Raw genomic sequence first — 19,469 nt, 5'->3', positions numbered from 1 at the left:
TTCTCGACCCTCGCTCGATGGTCCGGGCTCACAGGGTCATCAGGAAGGACAGCAGCGCCGCGTTGAACTCGCCCGCGTGGCTCACGTTGATCCCGTGCGGGCCGTGGTCGATCTCGACGAGCTGCGCACCCGGGATCATGTCCGGCATCCGCGCGCCGGAGGCCTCGAAGGGCACGTTGTTGTCGGCGTTGCCGTGGATCACCAGGGTCGGGACGCCGATCTTCTTCACGTCCTCGCGGAAGTCGGCCGCCCAGGCGACGATGCAGTCCTGCAGCGCGGTGTCGGAGCCCTGGGCCCCGATCGCCAGCGCGTCCTGGAACTGCTGCTGCGTCACCGCGAGCTCGCTGGGGTTGCTGAAGAACCAGGTCATGAACGTCGGCACGAACGCGTCCCGGTCGGCCCGGCACTGCTGGCGCAGGTCCATGAACCCCTCGATGCCCATCGCGCCGTCGGGGTTGTCGGGCGTGACGCACAGCGCCGGGGTGATCGCCGCGGCGAACACGACGCCGGCGAGCCGGTCCTCGCCGTAGCGCCCGACGTAGCGGGCGACCTCGCCGCCGCCCATCGAGAACCCGACGAGCACTGCGTCCCGAAGGTCGAGTTGGGTCATGAACTGATCCAGGTCGGCGGCCAGGGTGTCGTAGTCGTAGCCGTCCGGCGTCTTGGCCGACTTGCCGAAGCCGCGGCGGTCGTAGGCGATCACCCGGTGGCCGGAGCGCTCCAGGTCGGGGATCTGCTCGGCCCAGGCTTCGCTGGACAGCGGCCAACCGTGGATCAGCACGATCGGGCGGCCCTCCCCGCCGCTGTCGCGGTAGTAGAGCTGGATGGGGCTCTCCCCGGGGATGGTCAAGTACGGCATGGCTCCTCCTCGACGCGCGTGGCCTGCCCCGAGCCTAGCGAGGCGCACGCCGCGGGGGCACCCTCCGGACGCGACGGGGCCCGACCCGCGGGGTGCGGGTCGGGCCCTGGCGACCGGGTCAGTCCTTGATGGTCAGCCCGTCGCCGTCGGCGTCCACGTCGAACGTGACGGTCTGCCCCTCGTGCAGCGCCCCCGACAGCATCGCCCGGGCCAGGCCGTCCTCGACGGTGGTCTGGATGAGGCGCTTGAGCGGGCGGGCACCGTACACCGGGTCGAAGCCCTTCTCGGCGAGCCACTGCTTGGCGGCCGGCGTGACCTCCAGCGTGATCCGGCGGTCGATCAGGCGGGCGGCCACGCGCTTGAGCTGGATGTCGACGATGTGGACCAGGTTCTCCTGCGTCAGCGGGTCGAACATCACGATGTCGTCGAGCCGGTTCAGGAACTCGGGCTTGAAGGACGAGCGGACGATCCCCATCACGGCCTCGTTGCGCTTCTCCACCGGCAGCGAGGTGTCGGCCAGGAACTGCGAACCGAGGTTCGAGGTCATGATCAGGATGACGTTGCGGAAGTCCACCGTCCGGCCCTGGCCGTCGGTGAGGCGGCCGTCGTCGAGCACCTGCAGCAGGATGTTGAAGACGTCGGGGTGGGCCTTCTCGACCTCGTCCAGCAGCACCACCGAGTAGGGACGCCGCCGCACCGCCTCGGTGAGCTGGCCGCCCTCCTCGTAGCCGACGTAGCCGGGGGGCGCGCCGACGAGGCGCGAGACGGTGTGCTTCTCGCCGTACTCGCTCATGTCGATGCGGACCATGGCGCGCTCGTCGTCGAACAGGAACTCCGCCAGCGACTTGGCCAGCTCGGTCTTGCCGACGCCCGTGGGGCCGAGGAACAGGAACGAGCCGGTGGGCCGGTTCGGGTCGCTGATGCCGGCGCGCGAGCGGCGCACGGCGTCCGAGACGACCCGGATGGCCTGCTCCTGGCCGGTGAGGCGGCGTCCGAGCTCGAGCTCCATCTTCATCAGCTTGTCCGACTCGCCCTGCAGCATCCTGCCGACGGGGATCCCCGTCCAGCTGCTGATGATCTCGGCGATGTCGGACGCCGACACCTCGTCGGCGACCATGGGCGCGGTGGCCTCGTTGTCGTCGGCGGCCTGGGCCATCTCGGCCTCCAGCTTGGGGATCTGGCCGTAGAGGATCTCGGAGGCCCGGGTCAGGTCGCCGTCGCGCTGCAGCTTGTCGGCGGACGCGCGGAGCTGGTCGATCTCCTTCTTGATGTCGCCGACCCGGTTGAGGCCCTGCTTCTCCGACTCCCAGCGCTGCTCGAGGCCGCGCAGGGTCTCCTTGGCGTCGGCCACCTCGCCGGCGAGGCGGTCGCGCCGCTCCTTGCTGGCGACGTCCTCCTCCTTCTCCAGGGCGAACTGCTCCATCGTCATCCGGTCGATCTGCCGGCGGAGCTGGTCGATCTCCTCCGGGCTGGAGTCGATCTCCATGCGCAGCCGCGAGGCGGCCTCGTCGATCAGGTCGATGGCCTTGTCCGGCAGCTGCCGGCTCGTGATGTAGCGGTTCGACAGCTGCGCGGCGGCGACCAGGGCGCCGTCGGTGATGCGGACCTTGTGGTGCGCCTCGTAGCGCTCGCGCAGGCCGCGCAGGATCGCGATGGTGTCCTCGACCGACGGCTCGCCGACGAGCACCTGCTGGAAGCGGCGCTCCAGCGCCGGGTCCTTCTCGATGCGCTCGCGGTACTCGTCCAGCGTCGTGGCGCCGATGAGCCGCAGCTCGCCGCGGGCCAGCATCGGCTTGAGCATGTTGCCCGCGTCCATGGCGCCCTCGCCGGACGCGCCGGCGCCGACGACCGTGTGCAGTTCGTCGATGAAGGTGATGATCTGGCCCTCGGCCTCGGTGATCTCGCTCAGGACGGCCTTGAGCCGCTCCTCGAACTCGCCGCGGTACTTGGCGCCCGCCACCATGGAGGCCAGGTCGAGCGACACGACGCGGCGACCCTTCAGCGAATCGGGGACGTCGCCCTCGATGACGCGCTGGGCCAGCCCCTCGACGACGGCGGTCTTGCCGACGCCGGGCTCGCCGATCAGCACCGGGTTGTTCTTCGTGCGGCGGCTCAGCACCTGCACGACGCGGCGGATCTCGGAGTCGCGGCCGATCACCGGGTCGAGCTTGCCCTCGCGGGCGCGCTCGGTGAGGTCGATCGAGTACTTGTCGAGCGCGGACTCCCCGCCCTCGGACTCGGCGGAGGTGACCCGCTTGCCGCCGCGGGCGTCGTTGAACGCCACGGTCAGCTTGTCGGCGGTCGCGCCGGCCCGGGTCAGGATCTGCTTGGCGTCCGACTCGACGCTGGCGAGCCCGATCAGCAGGTGCTCGGTGGTGACGAACTCGTCGCCCATCTGCTCGGCGCGGGTCTCGGCGTCGGCCAGCACGCGCGCCAGCGCCCCGGAGATGCTCGGCTGCGACACCGAGGACCCGGTGGAACTGGGCAGCTTCTTGATGGCCTCCTGCGCGGAGCGGTCGATGGCGGCCGGGTCGGCGCCGATGCTCTCCAGCAGCGGGCCCACGGTGTTGTCGGGCACCATCAGCAGCGCGTGCAGCAGGTGTGCCGGCTCGGCCTGGGGGTTGCCGTTGGTCAGGGCGTTGCGCAGCGCTGCGCTGACGGCGTCCCGGCTCTTGGTGGTGAGTTTCGCGGTGTCCACGGCGGTCCTTTCGCGGGGTGGTAGGAAAGTTGAGTTCACTAGACTCAACCTGGCCGACGGGCTCAGTATTCCACGGGTTGCCGCCCGGGTCACCCGTTCGCACGGACGGCCGTGACAGGGTGGAGGCATGTCCTGGCTGCTCTACCCCCTGCTCGTCATCGGCCTGCTGTGCTTCGGCTGGGGGCTCTGGCGCATGCTGGCCGACGGGCGTCGGATCCTCTACGGGCTGATGCTCATGGGGGGCCTGGGCCTGACGCTGTTCAGCGTCGGCGTCCTGCTGGCCGAACGCGGCTGGTACCTGCCGCTGGCCGCGCTGCTGGGCACCCTGTTCGTGGTGACGTTCGTCAGCTATCCGGTGCTGATGGTGTTCCTGCTCGTCAACGGCGTGATGATGTGGCGGCGCGAGTCCCGGACGCCGGGCAACATGCTGTCGCTGCTGGCCGGGCTGGCGATGCTCGGCCTGACGTTCCTGCCGCGCCTGACGTGGCCGACCGACTGGCCGATCGGGGTGCAGGCGGCCCTGACCGGCCTGTACCTGTGCATCATGGCCCTGGCCGGCTACGTCGCGCTCTGCTTCGTGGTGTTCGCGGGCACGTCGTGGCTGTACCGGCGCCTCCCGCTGCGGACCCACCCCGAGGCGGTCATCGTGCTGGGCGCCGGGCTGCTGGGCGACCGCGTGCCGCCCCTGCTCGCCGGGCGCCTGGCGAAGGCCCGGGAGGTGCAGGAGGCGCACGATCCGCGTCCGCTGCTGATCACCAGCGGAGGGCAGGGGCCCGACGAGACGCTGCCGGAGGGCGAGGCCATGCGGCGCCACGTGATCGACGCGGGCACCCCCGCCGAGCTCGTGGTCGCCGAGACGGCGTCCAGGAACACCCGGGAGAACCTGGTGCTGTCGCGGGCGCTGCTGCCGGACCCGGACGCGCCCGTGGTGGTGGTGACCAGCAACTACCACGCCTTCCGGGCGGCCATGCTCACGCGCTCGGTCGGCCTGGACGCCAAGGTCGTCGGCGCCCCGACGGCCCGCTACTACTACCCGAGCGCGCTGCTGCGGGAGTTCGTGGCCGTCATGGCGCAGAACCGGGTGTGGAACCTCGCGGTGGTCGCCGTGGTGCTCCTGGGCTACCTGGCTCTGCTCGGGCTGGCCGTCTGGCCGATCTGACGGCCCCCGCGCGTCCTCGCGCAGGATGGCCGCGGCCGGCCCCCGGCGTCGGACGCCGAGGGCTCAGCCGTGCGGCCTCAGCGGGAGCGGCGGCTGCTGCGCCCGGCCGAGGCCGAGAAGGCGGCCACGCCCCGGGAGCTGCCCGCCGGCACCACGCCGGCCGTCTTCTTCGCCCCGCCCCGAGGGCCGGAGCTCTTCGGCGCCTGCTTGCCGCCGGACGCCGGGCGGCCGGCCGAGCCGGAGCCGCGCGAGCCGGAGCCCGAGCCCGCGGAGCCGCCGCGCCCGCGACGCGAGCGGCCACCGCCGCCCCCGGACGACTGCTGCTGCACCGGGGTCACCGGCAGACGCTCGGCCACCTGCTCGGCGGACAGCACGTGCCGCGCACCGGGCGCGAGTCCCTGCAGCACCTCGGTCGTGGCGGCGGTCACCTCGGGCTTGATCCGGGCGGCCCGCATCAGGCCCTGCACGTCGCGGCGCTGGTCGGGGGTGGCCAGCGTGATGACGGTGCCGGACGACCCGGCGCGGGCGGTGCGCCCGGAGCGGTGCAGGTAGGCCTTGTGCTCGGTGGGCGGGTCGGCGTGCACGACCAGCGCCACGTCGTCGACGTGGATGCCGCGCGCGGCGATGTCGGTCGCGACCAGCGTCTCGACCCGGCCCGACCCGAAGGCCTCGAGGTTGCGGGTGCGGGCGTTCTGGGCCAGGTTGCCGTGCAGGTCGACCGCGGGGATGCCGCGCCCGATGAGCTGCTTGGCGAGCTTCTTGGCGCCGTGCTTGGTCCGCGTGAACAGGATGGTGCGACCGGGGGCGGCCGCCAGGTCCGCGATCACGTCCAGGCGCTCGTCCGGGGTGACGGTGAGCACGTGGTGGTCCATCGTCGCCACCGGCGACTGCGCCGAGTCGGCCTCGTGGACGACCGGGTCGTGCAGGAACTGCTTGACCAGCACGTTCACCGCGTTGTCGAGCGTCGCCGAGAACAGCAGCCGCTGCGACCGGCTCGGGGTGTCGGCGAGGATCTTCTTCACGCCGGGCAGGAAGCCCATGTCGCTCATGTGATCGGCCTCGTCGATCACCGTGACCTCGACGTCGCCGAGGCTGAGGTGGCCCTGGTCGCGCAGGTCGAGCAGGCGGCCCGGCGTCGCGACGAGGATGTCGATCCCGCCGCGCAGGGCGCGGACCTGCGGGTTCTGGTTGACGCCGCCGAAGATGGTGAGCAGCGACAGCCGGTCGGCGGCGGCCAGCGGGCGCAGCGAGTCGGCGATCTGGGAGGCGAGCTCGCGGGTCGGGGCCAGCACGAGCGCGCGCGGACGCCCGGGCGCCGGCCTGCGGCGGTCGGCGGCGAGCCGCGCGACCAGCGGCAGCGAGAAGGCGTAGGTCTTGCCCGAGCCGGTGCGGCCGCGGCCGAGCACGTCGCGGCCGGCGAGCGAGTCGGGCAGCGTCGCCGCCTGGATCGGGGTGGGGGTGTCGATGCCGCGTCCGGCGAGGACGTCGGCGAGGTTGGTGGGCACGCCGAGGCGTGCGAAAGCTGAAGTCACGTGTCCTGATTTCCTGGGCGTCTCGCCCGGCGCGCTGACGCAGGGGCCGATCGGGTGATCGTTGCGGCGCGACCCGCGATCGGGAGGTGGACGATCGCATCATCATGCGACCCGAGGCAAGACTGAAGCGGATCGCTACCCACCATTGTAGTGGATCCTTGAACCACTCCCTTCCGCGGGGCGGTGCGCCCGTGTCGCGCCGCCGCCCGTGGTGCCAGAATGCACACCGCGGCGCGGATCGGCGCCGCTCGCCCCCGGGAGGTCCGCCCATGCCGCGCTCGGTCCATCGCGCCTGGTGGGTCGCGTTCGTGACCCTGCTCGCCCTGGTCTGTGCCGCCGCCTTCCGGTCGAGCACCGGCGTGCTCTTCATCCCGATCGAGACCGAGTTCGGCTGGTCCCGCGCCGTGACCTCGGGCGCGGTGAGCCTCAACCTCGTGCTGTACGGGCTGACCGCCCCCTTCGCCGCCGCGATCATGGAGCGATGGGGCGTGCGACGCACGGTCGCGGCGTCCCTGACGGTGGTGGGGGTCTCGAGCGCGCTCACCTCGGTCATGACGGCGCCGTGGCAGCTGTGGCTGCTGTGGGGCGGGTTCATCGGCATCGGGACGGGATCGATGGCGCTCGTCCTGGGGGCCATCGTCGCGAACCGGTGGTTCGACAGCCACCGCGGCCTGGTCACGGGCATCTTCTCCGCGGCGAACGCCACCGGGCAGCTCAGCTTCCTGCCGCTCATCGCCGTGCTGGCCCAGGGGCCGGGCTGGCGCTGGGCGGCCTGGTCGGTCGCCGCGGCGTCCCTGGCGCTGGTGCCGTTGGTGCTCGTGCTGCTGCAGGACCGCCCCTCCGACGTCGGGCTGCGCCCGCTGGGGGCCACCGACCTGACGCTCGACGCCCCGCTGCCACCGGCCAACGACGCCGCCAACCCCGTGCGGGTCGCCCTGGCGACGCTGCGGGACGCCGCCCGCACGTGGACCTTCTGGGCCCTGGTGCTGTCGTTCTTCGTCTGCGGCTGGAGCACCAACGGGCTGATCCAGACCCACTTCATCCCGGCCGCGGACGACTACGGCATGAACGCGACGCTGGCCGCGACCCTGCTGGCGATGGTCGGCGCGTTCGACATCATCGGGACGCTGCTGTCCGGCTGGCTCACCGACCGCGTCGACTCGCGTCTGCTGCTGCTGGTCTACTACGCCGGACGCGGCCTGTCGCTGCTCGCCCTGCCCTTGGTGATGGGGCCGGGCGTCGAGTGGGGCCTGTGGTTCTTCATCGTGTTCTACGGCCTGGACTGGGTGGCGACCGTGCCGCCCACCGTCGCGCTGTGCCGCCTCCACTTCGGCATGGCCCGCTCCGGCGTGGTGTTCGGCTGGGTGTTCGCCTCCCACATGATCGGGGCCGGGATCGGGGCGACGACGGCGGGGCTGTGGCGGATGACCAGCGGCAGCTACGTGAGCGCCTGGTTCCTGGCGGCCGCACTGTGCGCCGTCGCGGCGCTGACTGTCCTGACGATCCCCAAGCGGCCGGTCGGGGCTGCGGAAGCCCTCATCAGCGCCTAGCGTGTCCTCAGGCACCACCCCCGAGGAGCATCCATGAGAAAGATCGGCCTGCTGCCGCGCATCCTGATCGCGCTGGCCCTGGGCATCGTGTGCGGCCTGTTCTTCCCGCCGGCCCTCGCACGCGTCTTCGTCACCTTCAACGGCCTGTTCGGCAACTTCCTCACGTTCATCATCCCGCTGATCATCGTGGCGCTGATCACGCCGGCCATCTCCGAGCTGGGCCGCGGCGCCGGCAGGTGGCTGGGGATCACCGCCGCCATCGCCTACGCGTCCACCCTGTTCGCCGGGCTGCTCGCGCTCGTGGTCGGCGGCGCCGTCTTCCCGCTCATCCTCGACCCGACCAACGCGCCCGGCTCGCTGGGCAACCCCGAGGACGCCCTCCTGGCGCCCTACTTCACCGTCGAGATGGCGCCCGTGTTCGGCGTCATGACCGCGCTGGTGCTGTCGTTCGTCGTCGGGCTCGGCATGACGTTCGTGCCGTCGGCGACGATGCAGCGCGGGTTCGTCGAACTGCGCGCCATCGTGGAGAAGGTCATCTCCGGGGTGATCCTGCCCCTGCTGCCGCTCTACATCTTCGGCATCTTCTTGAACATGACGGTCGCCGGCCAGGTGTGGAGCATCATCGTGACGTTCGTCGCGGTGATCGCCCTGGTGTTCGCCCTCACCGTCGTGGTGCTCCTGGTGCAGTTCGGGATCGCGGGCGCCGTCGCCCGCCGCAACCCGCTGCGGGCGCTCGCCACGATGCTGCCGGCGTACGCGACGGCCCTGGGGACCTCGTCCTCGGCGGCCACCATCCCGGTCACGCTGCGCCAGGCCATCAAGGCCGGCGTCAACCCGCCGGTGGCCTCGTTCGTGATCCCGCTGTGCGCCACCATCCACCTGGCCGGTTCCACCGTGAAGATCACCGCGTTCTCGGTGGCGATCATGGTGCTCAGCGGCATGCCGATCGACCCGCTCACCATGGTCGGGTTCGTGTGCATGCTGGGCATCGCGATGGTGGCGGCCCCGGGCGTCCCGGGCGGCGCCATCATGACGGCCGCGGGACTGCTGAGTTCGATGCTGGGCTTCAACGAGGCGCAGGTGGGCCTGATGATCGCGACCTACATCGCCATCGACAGCTTCGGCACGGCCACCAACGTGACCGGCGACGGCGCCATCGCGCTCATCGTGGACCGGCTCAGCAAGGGCCGCATCGGAGAACAGCCGCCGGTGATCGGCGAGCCGGAGACCGTCGGGGCCTGATCCTGCCGGGGCGGCGGGACGGCCCGCCGGCGGCCGTCGGAGCCGGACGCGGCCGGCCCACGAAGCCCGGAGCGCCGTACTCAGTCCGGCTCGGTCACCGGCCAGCCCCGCGCCGCGGCGGCCAGCAGATACTCGGTCGCGAGGTCGGCCAGGTCGGCGCGGTGGGCGCGGATCCGGCAGCCGCGGCCGTTCGGACGGACCTCGATGCCCTCGGCGTCCCAGTGCGGACGCGCCCGCGCCAGCGGTGCGAGGACGCCGTCGTGGCCGAGGATCCGCCACCAGGGCACCTCGACGTCGGTGTCCCGCAGGATCGCCCCGACCTGGCGGGGGCCGACGCCGGTCAGCCGGCCGATGTCGCCGTAGCTGGCGACCCGCCCCGCCGGGACGAGGCTCACGGCCAGCACGACGCGGTCGTGGGCGTCAGGCGCGGGCGAGTTCGTCATCGACGTAGCCGGGCTTGGCGGCGACCAGACCCGACACCGTGACCAGGAAGGCGGTGAAGAGCAGGAACCACAGCGGCATCGTCCAGCTGCCGGTCACCTCGAACAGCATGCCCACGATGAACGGGCCGGCGGCGGAGAACAAGTAGCCGACCGACTGGGCGAAGCCCGACACCTGCGTGGTGACGTGCGGGTCGCGGGTGCGGATGGTGAACAGCGCCAGCGCGAACGGGAACGAGAACCCGGCCAGCCCCAGGAGCACCGCCCACAGGATCGGGGCGGCCGTGGGCGCGAGCCAGATGCCGGTGTAGCCGGCCACCAGCAGCAGGCCCAGGACGATGACGATGGGGCGCGGGTCCTTCATCCGCTGCGCCACCGTCGGCATGATGAACCCCGCGGGGATGCCGAAGCCCGGGATGATCGACGCCATGATGCCCGCCTGCAGCGGGTCCAGCCCGCCGTCGCGGTACATCTGCGCGATCCAGCCGAACTGGACGTAGGCCTGCATCGACTGGGTGCCGAAGAACACCGCCATGCCGACCGCCTTGCGCGAGCCCATGACGGCGAACACCGACCCGGAGCGCCGGGGCGCGTCGGCGTCCACGGGGAGGCGCCGCCGGCGTTCCGACGCCGCGAGCAGCAGCCACACGAGCGCGGCCACCGCGGCGACGGCACCCCAGACGCCCAGCGACACGCGCCACCCCTCCGGGCCGCCCGACGCGAGCGGGACCGCGATCATGGAGGCGGTGGTCGCGCCGATCGCCAGCGCGATCGTGTAGACCGACATCACGCCGGCCAGCCGGTTGGGGAAGGTCTTCTTGACGAAGGCGGGCATCAGGACGTTGCCGACGGCCATCCCGGCGAACGCGAAGACGCTGAGCGCCACGAACGGCGCCACCGAGCCGACGAACGGGCGGACCAGCAGGCCGATCGCCGTCGCCGTGACGCCGGCCGCCAGCGCGCCGGCCAGCCCCAGCCGCAGGCTCAGGGTGACGGCCAGGGCGCCGAAGACGGCGAAACACAGCCCGGGGAGGGCGGTGATGAGACCCGCCATGGTGCCGCCCATGCCGAGGCTGGCCTTCACCTCGGCCAGCACGGGGCCCAGCGACGTGGCGCCCGGGCGCAGGTTGAGGGACAACAGGACGATCGCGATCAGCGCCCACCAGAGACGGGCGCTCGTGGAGGAGATTTTCACGCGCGTTCGGACCGATCCCCGTGGGCGTCCTGGATCGCCCGGCGGGCGACCTTCTCGGCCTTCTCGGCGTGCTTGCGCAGCTTCTCGGCGGCCTTCGCGGACTTCTTGCGGGCCTTGTCGGCCGCCTTGCGCGCCGTCTTCTCGGCCTTACGGCGCCGCTTGTCGGCCACCTCGACCGCGTACTCGGCCGCGCTCAGCGTCGCGTGTCCGGCCGCCCGGCGGGGGCCGGCGTCCTCCGACGGGGCGGCCGCCTCGGCGTCGCCCTCCCCCGGCTCGGGCGCCGCGTCCGCGACCTCGGCGGGTTCGGCGGGTTCGGCGGGTGCTGCGGGTGCGTCCTCGGGCTCGATCTGCTCCCCGGCCTCGTCGGAGTGAGCCGGGCCGTCCACGGCCTCGGCGGGCTCGAGCGGTGCGGCGGGCTCCACCGGTGCGGCGGGCTCGACCGGCTCGGACGCCGGAGCGTCGGCCACCTCGGCGGCGGGCGCCGGGGCGACGTGCGAGCCGCGGTCGTCGATCCAGTCGGCGGACCGGTCGTCGAACCACCACCCGTGCTCCCCCAGGTAGCGGAAGGACGTCTCCACGTCGGCGGGGACCGTCACGGCCACCCGCTGGACGGGGCCGTCGGCGACGAAGGGATCGGCCCCCGGCGTCCAGCCGTTGAAGGTGCCGACCACGCTGATCCGACCGGCGGGGTGATCGGCGGGGAGCTCGAAGGTCAGGACGCGGAATCCTGGACGGGGTGCGGGAGCGCGGAACAACATGACCGAACCTTTCTCAGACGCCCCATTGTTCCATCGAAGCCGCAGAACACGGATTCGGGTTGCCAGCCACCGCGACGGCCGCTCGCCACCGGATCCCGGTCGACGTAGGGTGGGACGTCGGCGCCGTGTCCGGACGGCCAACGTCCCTCCCCGCGCGCCCGTCCAGTCAGGAAGGAACCGACGTGGGTGCGCTTGTCCGCGTACTGCGCACGGCCGGCGAGTTGTGGCCGTGGTACCTGGGGATCATCCTCACCTCCATCGGCGTCGCGCTGACGTCGCTGGCGACGCCGTTCATCATCGCGCGGGCCACCGACGAGGTCGTGGCCCAGATCGGCGGCGGCGGGGGCGGCCTGGCGCCGCTGCTGTGGCTCGCGCTGGCGCTGCTGGTCGCCGAACTGCTCAACACCGTGCTGACGAACCTCGGCGGCTACCTGGGCGACACCATGGCGATGCGGCTGCGCGCCATCCTGAGCTCGCGCTACTTCGCCAAGCTGCTGTCGCTGCCGCAGCGCTACTTCGACAACCAGCTCACCGGAGCGGTCATCAACCGGCTGCAGCGGTCGATCTCCGAGGTGACGCAGTTCCTCCAGATGTTCGCCAACAGCTTCTTCCCGACGCTGATCACCGTGATCGCGGTCGTGGCGATCTCGGCGTTCTACAGCTGGCCGCTGGCGGTGCTGCTGGTGCTGATCTACCCGCTGTTCACCTGGCTGACGGCGCTGACCTCGAAGCGGTGGCAGCGCCTGGAGGCGGTCAAGAACACCGAGCTGGACGCCGCGGGCGGCCGGTTCGCCGAGGTGGTCGGCCAGATCAAGGTCGTGAAGAGCTTCGTGCGGGAGCGCTCCGAGCTGGACGCCTTCGACGGCCACTACCGCCGCGTCGTGGCCACCACGACCGAGCAGTCGCGCTGGTGGCACTCGATGGACATCCTGCGCCGCGGCTCGCTCAACGTCATCTTCTTCGGCATCTACCTCATCGTGTTCGCCCGGACGGCCCAGGGCGCCTTCAGCATCGGCGACATGGTCCTGCTGCTGCAGTTGGTGGCGATGGCGCGCACCCCCGTCATGATGATGAGCTTCCTGGTCGACTCCTCCCAGCACGCGATCGCCGGGTCGGCGTCCTACTTCGAGGTGATGGACGCCGAGCCCGAGCCGCACGCGGCCGTCTCCGCGGTGGCCTCCCCGCGCCTGGACGGGGGCGACGAGCCGCCCGCCGAGCCGGAGCCCTCCCCCGCGTGGCCCGCCGTGCCGGGCGCGCCGGCCATCGCGTTCCGCGACGTCAGCTTCGGCTACGACGCCGACGAGGAGGTGCTCCACGGCATCAGCTTCGAGGTGGGGCGCGGTGAGAAGGTCGCCCTCGTCAGCGAGTCCGGCGGCGGCAAGACGACGCTGGTCAACCTGCTGCTGGGCCTCTACCGCCCGGACGCCGGGGAGATCGACCTGGCGGGCGTCGACACCGCCGAGGCGCCGCTGGCCGACGTGCGGCGCGAGATCGGCGTCGTGTTCCAGGACGCGTCGCTGTTCTCGGGCACGGTCGCGGAGAACCTGTCCTACGGGCGCCCCGGCGCGAGCGCCGGCGAGCTGGAGGCGGCGGCGTCCCGGGCGCACGCCCACGAGTTCGTGGCGCGGCTCGGCCAGGGGTACGACACCCTCATCGGGGAGCGGGGCGTGCGGCTGTCGGGCGGCCAGAAGCAGCGGATCGCGGTCGCCCGCGCCATGCTGAAGGACGCGCCGGTGCTGGTCCTGGACGAGGCCACCAGCGCGCTGGACTCCCGCTCCGAGCGCCTGGTGCAGGCGGGCCTGGAGGACCTGATGGCCGACCGGACGAGCCTGATCATCGCGCACCGGCTCTCCACGATCAGCTCCGTCGACCGGATCATCACGCTCAAGGACGGCCGCATCGACGAGATCGGGACCCCCGACGAGCTCGCGGCCTCGGGCGGCATCTACGCCGAACTGCTGGCGCTGCAGGCGTCCTCGACGCGGCGGAGCAGGAAGAAGCTGGCCACCTACGACATCACCGGCTGAACGGCCGGAGGTTCTACTGGGCGGCGATCCAGTGCTGCTCGACCAGCGCGTCGACGCTGATGCCCGAGACCAGGCAGCGGTCCTTGCGGTTGCGGGTCAGCGCCTGGGTCCACGGCACGAACCCGCCGTCCCCGAGCACCACCGGCTCCTTGCCGTCGACCACGAGCCGGAACGCGGCGGCCGCGTACGGGTTGCGCCACGGCGTCTTGTCGGGGCCCTTCACCACGATGAGGTCGTCGCGGGACCCCCGCGCCTCCAACAGCTGCGCCAGGGTCGCGTCCCACACCACCAGCTGGACGCGGCCGTGCGGCACCGTCGCCCCCATCACCTCGCGCCAGAAATCCAGGTGCAGGTCGAGCAGTTCGGCCTCGGTGCTCATCCCGCCGCCGTCGGGCGCGCTGGAGCACAGCGCGAACATCAGGTGGTGGGCCGCGTCGTCCTCGGGGTCGGGCGCGTGCGTGGCCCGCGCGTGCGTGGCCAGGTGGACGCGGGCGTGGCCGTTGCGCCGCTGCCGGGACGCCTCGAGCGCGAGCGCGTGCGTCGGGTCCGCGATCAGCTCGGTGCCGCGCATGGTGGTGATGACGCGGTTCTGGCCGCGTCCGCCCAGGTGCGCGCCGGTGCCCAGCGCGGTGAGCGGGGACAGCGTGACGCCGGCGAAGTCGGAGGGGACGGCCTCCCACAGCCGCTGCGTGAGCGCCAGCACGGCGCGCGGGTCGGCGGTCGACGGTGCCAGCGTGCGGTCCTCGCGCCAGCGCTTGATGATGTCGGCCGGCGTCAGCGCGGCCGCGCGCGCCCGGGCCACGTCGGCCAGGATCGTGCGCAGCTCGATCGCGGTCAGACCCCGCAGGAGGGCGTCGCGGGCGTGCGAGCCAAGGCGTCGCCAAATCTTCGTGGACGCCGCGGTTCCGCTCATGCGCCACCCTTTCCGCCGGTTCGCCGAGTCCGTTCTGAGCCGATTCAACCACAGCGTCCGGGCGTACGGCAGGCCGTGGCGGCGATTCGTGTCGGAGCGGCGCCCTAGCCTCGGGGTCATGGGACGCAAGCTGGTGGAGACCGATCGGCCCGTCCGCGCGGTCGAGGCCCGCCGCGGCGCGGAGTGGGACGCCCGCGTGTGGCCGTACAACATCCCGGCCGTCGGGCGGCTGCTGGAGTCGGGGCTGGAGCTGTCCCAGGCCACGATCCTCGTCGGCGAGAACGGCTCGGGGAAGTCCACGATCCTGGAGGCCGTCGCGGAGGCGTACGGCTTCAACCCCGAGGGCGGGTCGACGGGGGCGCGGTTCTCGACGGCGGCGACCGAGTCGCCCCTGGCCGAGGCGCTGCAGTTGGTGCGCGGGGCCGGCGCCGCGCGCGGCGGGTACTTCCTGCGCGCCGAGACGATGCACGGGCTGTTCAGCTACCTGGACGCGACCGGCGGCGACCCGTTCCACCGCCTGTCGCACGGCGAGTCGTTCCGCGCCATCCTCGACAGCCGGACGCGGACGGGCCGCGGCGTCGTCCGGCCGGGGCTCTACGTGCTGGACGAGCCCGAGTCCGCCCTGTCGTTCACGTCGTCGCTGCACGCGCTCGCCACGCTGGTGGAGTTGCTCAAGCACCGCAACGTGCAGGTGCTGATGGCCACGCACTCCCCCATCTTCGCGGCGCTGCCCGGGGCGGCCATCTGGCAGCTGGGGCAGCACGGAATGGAGGCGACGACCTGGGAGGATCTCGACCTGGTCGTCAACGAGCGGTACTTCCTGGCCGACCCGGAGCGCTTCCTGCGCCACCTCCGGGAATGAGGCGCGCTCAGTCGCCGGCGGTGAGGGCGCGGGCGGGCTTGGTGCGGACCGTGCGGCCCAGGTGCACGGTCCCCTGCCCCACGGTGAAGGTCCGCGGCGCCAGCGGCAGCTGGCGTTCCTCCAGCAGGGAGATCAACCGGTCGATGTGCGCGTTGGCCTCGTCCAGCTCGGTCTCCAGCGCGAGGATGCGCCGGATCCCCTCGAGGTTGATGCCCTCCTCCTGCGACAGGTGCTGGATGTGCCGCAGCCGGGCCACGTCGCGCAGCGAGTAGCGGCGGCCCCGGCCCCGGTTGCGGACCGGGACGACCAGGCCGAGCCGGTCGTAGCCGCGCAGTGTCTGCGGGTGCATGTCCGCCAACCTCGCCGCCACCGACACCGTGAACAGCGGTGCGTCGACGTCGAGGTTGGCGGGCAGGCGTTCGCTCATCGGGAGGTCACTTCTTGAACAGGTCCGCGCGCGGGTCGCTCGCGCCGAGGGCGTCCGCGTGCGCCTTGAGCGCCTCGGTCGCCTTGTCGCTCATGGTGCTGGGCACCTGGACCTCGGTCGTGACGAGCAGGTCGCCCTTCTCGCCGTTCTTCTTCGCCACCCCGCGTCCGCGGACCCGGAAGGTCCGGCCGTTGGGCGTGCCCGGCGGGATCCGGAGCTTGACCCGCTGGCCGTTGAGCGTCGGCACCTCGACGTCGCCACCCAGGGCGGCCTCGGCGTAGGTGACCGGCGCGGTCAGGGTCAGGTTGTCGCCCTTGCGGCCGAAGATGCGGTGCGGGGTGACGTTGACCAGCACGTACAGGTCGCCGGACGGTCCGCCGTTCTCGCCGGCACCGCCCTTGCCCTTGAGCCGGATCCGCTGGCCGTCCTCGACGCCCGCCGGGATCCGCACCTGCATCGTCTTGGTCGACTGCCCGCGGCCGGAGCCGTGGCAGACCGGGCAGGGATCCTCGACGTACAGGCCGCGTCCGTGGCAGGTCGGGCACGGTTCGCCGACGCTGAAGCCGCCGGACGTCTGGGTCGTCTTGGTTCCGGAGCCCTGGCACGTCGGGCAGATCTCGGGCGACGTGCCCGGCGCCGCCCCCGTGCCCCGGCAGGCCGCGCAGGGGGTGTCCGAGATCGTCTGCATCGTCACCGTGGTGCCGTTGACCGCCTGGTCGAAGTCGATCGTGACCTCGCCCTCGATGTCGCTGCCGCGCCGGGACGCGTTGCGCGTGGTGCGCCGCGACGACGTGGACTGCCCGAACAGGCCACCGAACAGGTCGGAGATGTTCTGGTCGCCGCTTGTCGCGTTGCGGAACAGGTCGTCCATGGACGGTCCGCCCGCGCCGCCGAAGCCGCCGGGCGCGCCCTGGCCGCCGCCGCCGGGGAAGCGGAAGCCGCCCCCGCCGAACATCGAACGCTGCTGGTCGTACTCCTTGCGCTTCTTGGGGTCCGAGAGCACCGAGTTGGCCTCCGAGACCTCCTTGAAGCGCTTCTCGGCGGCCGCGTCACCGGGGTGCTGGTCGGGGTGGTTCTCCCGGGCCAGCTTGCGGAACGCCTTCTTGATCTCCTCGGGCTTGGCGTCCTTGGAGACGCCCAGCGTCTTGTAGTAGTCCTTCTCCATGTAGTCCTTGGTACTCACGGCGCCTCCTCTCGCGTCCGGGCCGCGCGGTCGTCAGTTGGGGTCGGCGACGCCGACGCGCGCCGGGCGCAGGACACGATCACCGAGCTTGATCCCCTTCTGCATCACCGACGACACGACCTGATGCTGGTGGTCGCCCTCCAACGGGACCTGCATGAGGGCCTCGTGGATGGTGGGATCGAACTCGTCGCCGACCTCGCCGTAGGCGACCAGGCCGTACTTGCCGGCGACCTTCTCCAGGGCGTCGACGACGAGCTTGAAGCCGCCTTCGAGCTCCTCGTGGTGGCGGGCCGCGTCGATGGCGTCCAGCACGGGCAGCAGGTCGTTGACGACCTGGTCGACCCCCGCCTGGCGGGCCAGGTGCCGGTCGCGGTCCACGCGCCGCTTGTAGTTCACGTACTCCGCCTGAAGACGCTGCAGGTCCAGCGTGCGCTCGGCGAGCTGCTGCCTGAGCTGGTCGGCCTCCTCGGACGCGGCGTCCGCGGCGGGTTCGGTGATCGACGACGCGTCGTCGGGCACCTGGAACTCGTCCCGGTGCTCGGTGCCCTCGTCCTGGGGCAGGTCGTCAGGGTGTTGGTCGTTCACGTTCGCTCCACTTCCTCGCACATGCGCGGCACCGGCTGGGCAGGCCGCCCGGTCACCCGGAGCCTACCCAGCCGGCGCCTCGGCATTACTTGTTGTCGTCCTCGTCCACGATCTCGGCGTCGACGACGTCGTCGTCTCCCGCGTCGTCGGAACCGGTGTCGGAGCCGCCGTCGGCCTGCTGGCCGGCGTCGCCACCCTGGGCCTGCTGCTGCTGGGCCTGGGCCGCGGCGTACATCGCCTGCCCCATCGCCGAGGACTTCTCGTTGAGGTCGTTCATCGCCGACTTCACGTCCTCGTCGTTGTCCGTCCCCTTCAGCGCGTCCTGCAGCTTCGTGAGCGCCTCCTGGACGGGGGCCTTCACGTCCTCGCCGATGGTCTCCTCGTTGTCCTTGAGGAGCTTCTCGGTGCGGAACGCCAGGGCGTCGGCCTCGTTGCGCAGCTCGACGGACTCGCGGCGCAGGCGGTCGTCCTCGGCGTGCGCGTCGGCGTCCTTGACCATGCGGTCGATGTCGTCCTTGCTCAGGGCCGACCCGCCGGTCACCGTCATGGACTGCTCCTTGCCGGTGGCCATGTCCTTGGCGGAGACGTGCACGATGCCGTTGGCGTCGATGTCGAAGGTGACCTCGATCTGCGGCAGGCCGCGCGGAGCCGGCATCAGGCCGGTGAGCTCGAAGTTGCCCAGCGACTTGTTGTCGCGGGCGAAGTCACGCTCGCCCTGGTACACCTGGATCATCACCGACGGCTGGTTGTCCTCCGCGGTGGTGAACACCTCGGAGCGCTTGGTCGGGATGGTGGTGTTGCGCTCGATGATCTTCGTCATCACGCCGCCCTTGGTCTCGATGCCGAGGCTCAGGGGGGTGACGTCGAGGAGCAGCACGTCCTTGACCTCGCCCTTCAGGACGCCGGCCTGCAGGGCCGCGCCCAGCGCGACGACCTCGTCCGGGTTCACGCCCTTGTTCGGGTCCTTGGCGCTCAGTTCCTTGACCAGGTCGGCCACGGCCGGCATGCGGGTCGAGCCGCCGACCAGGATGACCTGATCGATCTTGTCGACGGAGGTGTTGGCGTCCTTGATGACCGCGTTGAACGGGGCGCGGCAGCGCTCCAGGAGGTCCTGGGTCATGCGCTGGAACTCGGCGCGGCTGAGCTTCTCGTCCAGGTGCAGCGGGCCCTCGGAGCTCGCCGTGATGTAGGGCAGGTTGATCTCGGTCTCCTGCGCGGCGCTCAGCTCGATCTTGGCGCGCTCGGACGCCTCGAGGAGGCGCTGGCGGGCCATCTTGTCCTTGCTGAGGTCGACGCCGTGGGCGTCCTTGAACTTCTTGACCAGCCAGTCGACGATGCGCTGATCCCAGTCGTCGCCGCCCAGCTTGTTGTCGCCCTTGGTGGCCTTCACCTCGAAGACGCCGTCGGCGATGTCGAGCAGCGAGACGTCGAAGGTGCCGCCGCCCAGGTCGAAGACCAGGACCGTCTGCTCCTTGTCGCCCTTGTCGAGGCCGTAGGCCAGCGCGGCGGCGGTGGGCTCGTTGATGATGCGGTCGACCGTGAGGCCCGCGATCTCGCCGGCCTCCTTGGTGGCCTGGCGCTCGGCGTCGCCGAAGTAGGCGGGGACGGTGATGACGGCGTTGGTGACCGTCTCACCCAGGTACGCCTCGGCGTCGCGCTTCAGCTTCTGCAGGACGCGGGCGCTGATCTCCTGCGCGGTGTACTTCTTGCCGTCGACGTCGATGCTCCAGTCGGTGCCCATGTGGCGCTTGACGGAGCGGATCGTGCGATCGACGTTGGTGACGGCCTGGCGCTTGGCGACCTCGCCGACCAGGACCTCGCCGTTCTTGGAGAAGGCGACGATGGAGGGCGTCGTGCGGGCGCCCTCCGCGTTCGGGATGACCGTCGGCTCACCGCCCTCCATGGCGGCGACGACGGAGTTGGTGGTGCCGAGGTCGATACCGACTGCACGTGCCATGGTTGATTTACCTCCAGGTTTGTGGGTGACTCGAGATTGAGCGTAACAGACTCAATCCGAGAAGTTGAGTTCACCAGACTCA

At 71.6% G+C, this 19,469-nt stretch carries 16 protein-coding genes; 5 read left to right on the top strand and 11 right to left on the bottom strand.

The annotated features are described in order from the left end of the window. Positions 1-28: 28 nt before the first annotated feature. Both G7070_RS10920 and clpB read right to left on the bottom strand, forming a co-directional pair. Positions 29-859, bottom strand: coding sequence for an alpha/beta fold hydrolase (locus G7070_RS10920; protein WP_166233765.1), 831 nt, complete (start codon positions 857-859; stop codon positions 29-31). 118 nt (positions 860-977) lie between these two features. After that, positions 978-3,557: an ATP-dependent chaperone ClpB gene (clpB, locus tag G7070_RS10915; protein WP_166233764.1), complete on the bottom strand. Its 2,580-nt coding sequence runs from the start codon at positions 3,555-3,557 to the stop codon at positions 978-980. A gap of 127 nt (positions 3,558-3,684) precedes the next feature. Between clpB and G7070_RS10910 the strand changes: the two genes are divergently transcribed. Beyond that, positions 3,685-4,716, top strand: a complete 1,032-nt coding sequence (locus G7070_RS10910) for a YdcF family protein (protein WP_166233763.1) — start codon at positions 3,685-3,687, stop codon at positions 4,714-4,716. Between the two features lie 77 nt (positions 4,717-4,793). On the opposite strand, the gene G7070_RS10905 is transcribed toward G7070_RS10910, so the two are convergent. Next, positions 4,794-6,248 (bottom strand): DEAD/DEAH box helicase, encoded by a 1,455-nt coding sequence (locus G7070_RS10905; RefSeq protein ID WP_166233762.1) that lies wholly within the window; start codon positions 6,246-6,248, stop codon positions 4,794-4,796. Positions 6,249-6,517: 269 nt separating this feature from the next. Between G7070_RS10905 and G7070_RS10900 the strand changes: the two genes are divergently transcribed. Further along, entirely contained in the window at positions 6,518-7,798 is a 1,281-nt protein-coding gene (locus G7070_RS10900; protein ID WP_206079736.1) for an MFS transporter, read from the top strand. A gap of 33 nt (positions 7,799-7,831) precedes the next feature. Then, on the top strand, positions 7,832-9,040 hold the full coding sequence (locus tag G7070_RS10895; RefSeq protein WP_166233761.1) for a dicarboxylate/amino acid:cation symporter: 1,209 nt from the start codon (positions 7,832-7,834) through the stop codon (positions 9,038-9,040). Positions 9,041-9,120: 80 nt separating this feature from the next. Here G7070_RS10895 and G7070_RS10890 read toward each other — a convergent pair whose 3' ends face one another. The 3 genes from G7070_RS10890 to G7070_RS17860 are packed head-to-tail and all read right to left on the bottom strand — an operon-like array spanning position 9,121 to position 11,433. Continuing rightward, complete coding sequence (locus G7070_RS10890; protein ID WP_166233760.1) at positions 9,121-9,483, bottom strand: MGMT family protein; 363 nt, start codon at positions 9,481-9,483, stop codon at positions 9,121-9,123. Continuing rightward, positions 9,461-10,675: an MFS transporter gene (locus G7070_RS10885; RefSeq protein ID WP_166233759.1), complete on the bottom strand. Its 1,215-nt coding sequence runs from the start codon at positions 10,673-10,675 to the stop codon at positions 9,461-9,463. The genes G7070_RS10890 and G7070_RS10885 overlap by 23 nt, the downstream gene beginning before the upstream one ends. Next, the gene (locus G7070_RS17860; protein ID WP_206079735.1) at positions 10,672-11,433 is read right to left on the bottom strand and encodes an early set domain-containing protein; all 762 of its coding nucleotides are present in this window, start codon (positions 11,431-11,433) and stop codon (positions 10,672-10,674) included. Before G7070_RS17860 ends, G7070_RS10885 begins: the two co-directional genes overlap by 4 nt. A gap of 182 nt (positions 11,434-11,615) precedes the next feature. On the opposite strand from G7070_RS17860, the gene G7070_RS10875 reads away from it, so the two are divergent. Beyond that, on the top strand, positions 11,616-13,460 hold the full coding sequence (locus tag G7070_RS10875) for an ABC transporter ATP-binding protein (protein ID WP_166233758.1): 1,845 nt from the start codon (positions 11,616-11,618) through the stop codon (positions 13,458-13,460). 13 nt (positions 13,461-13,473) lie between these two features. On the opposite strand, the gene G7070_RS10870 is transcribed toward G7070_RS10875, so the two are convergent. Next, a complete protein-coding gene (locus G7070_RS10870) occupies positions 13,474-14,373 on the bottom strand; it encodes a hypothetical protein (protein WP_166233757.1) in 900 nt (299 codons plus the stop codon). A 118-nt stretch (positions 14,374-14,491) separates the two neighbouring features. On the opposite strand from G7070_RS10870, the gene G7070_RS10865 reads away from it, so the two are divergent. Then, positions 14,492-15,235 (top strand): AAA family ATPase, encoded by a 744-nt coding sequence (locus G7070_RS10865; RefSeq protein ID WP_166233756.1) that lies wholly within the window; start codon positions 14,492-14,494, stop codon positions 15,233-15,235. 7 nt (positions 15,236-15,242) lie between these two features. Here G7070_RS10865 and G7070_RS10860 read toward each other — a convergent pair whose 3' ends face one another. The 4 genes from G7070_RS10860 to dnaK all read right to left on the bottom strand — a co-directional run bounded on the left by G7070_RS10860 (position 15,243) and on the right by dnaK (position 19,387). Continuing rightward, positions 15,243-15,662, bottom strand: a complete 420-nt coding sequence (locus G7070_RS10860; protein ID WP_166233755.1) for a heat shock protein transcriptional repressor HspR — start codon at positions 15,660-15,662, stop codon at positions 15,243-15,245. A 7-nt stretch (positions 15,663-15,669) separates the two neighbouring features. After that, positions 15,670-16,845, bottom strand: a complete 1,176-nt coding sequence (gene dnaJ, locus G7070_RS10855) for a molecular chaperone DnaJ (protein WP_166233754.1) — start codon at positions 16,843-16,845, stop codon at positions 15,670-15,672. Between the two features lie 33 nt (positions 16,846-16,878). Continuing rightward, positions 16,879-17,430, bottom strand: coding sequence for a nucleotide exchange factor GrpE (grpE, locus tag G7070_RS10850; RefSeq protein ID WP_431977892.1), 552 nt, complete (start codon positions 17,428-17,430; stop codon positions 16,879-16,881). 85 nt (positions 17,431-17,515) lie between these two features. Beyond that, a complete protein-coding gene (gene dnaK / locus G7070_RS10845) occupies positions 17,516-19,387 on the bottom strand; it encodes a molecular chaperone DnaK (RefSeq protein ID WP_166233752.1) in 1,872 nt (623 codons plus the stop codon). Between the last annotated feature and the right edge of the window lie 82 nt (positions 19,388-19,469).

It is taken from the genome of Propioniciclava coleopterorum, assembly GCF_011393335.1.
Taxonomy (GTDB): Bacteria; Actinomycetota; Actinomycetes; order Propionibacteriales; family Propionibacteriaceae; genus Propioniciclava; species Propioniciclava coleopterorum.
Note: the sequence above shows the minus strand (reverse complement) of the source record. Positions and strands in the feature narration are given on the sequence as shown.

Excerpts from the sequence above, each read along its gene's own strand:
- G7070_RS10870 (WP_166233757.1), bottom strand. The coding sequence starts at position 14,373 with ATGAGCGGAACCGCGGCGTCCACGAAGATTTGGCGACGCCTTGGCTCG.
- G7070_RS10895 (WP_166233761.1), top strand. The coding sequence starts at position 7,832 with ATGAGAAAGATCGGCCTGCTGCCGCGCATCCTGATCGCGCTGGCCCTG.
- G7070_RS10865 (WP_166233756.1), top strand. The coding sequence starts at position 14,492 with ATGGGACGCAAGCTGGTGGAGACCGATCGGCCCGTCCGCGCGGTCGAG.
- G7070_RS10860 (WP_166233755.1), bottom strand. The coding sequence starts at position 15,662 with ATGAGCGAACGCCTGCCCGCCAACCTCGACGTCGACGCACCGCTGTTC.
- G7070_RS10920 (WP_166233765.1), bottom strand. The coding sequence starts at position 859 with ATGCCGTACTTGACCATCCCCGGGGAGAGCCCCATCCAGCTCTACTAC.
- G7070_RS10910 (WP_166233763.1), top strand. The coding sequence starts at position 3,685 with ATGTCCTGGCTGCTCTACCCCCTGCTCGTCATCGGCCTGCTGTGCTTC.
- G7070_RS10890 (WP_166233760.1), bottom strand. The coding sequence starts at position 9,483 with ATGACGAACTCGCCCGCGCCTGACGCCCACGACCGCGTCGTGCTGGCC.
- G7070_RS10900 (WP_206079736.1), top strand. The coding sequence starts at position 6,518 with ATGCCGCGCTCGGTCCATCGCGCCTGGTGGGTCGCGTTCGTGACCCTG.
- G7070_RS17860 (WP_206079735.1), bottom strand. The coding sequence starts at position 11,433 with ATGTTGTTCCGCGCTCCCGCACCCCGTCCAGGATTCCGCGTCCTGACC.
- dnaK (WP_166233752.1), bottom strand. The coding sequence starts at position 19,387 with ATGGCACGTGCAGTCGGTATCGACCTCGGCACCACCAACTCCGTCGTC.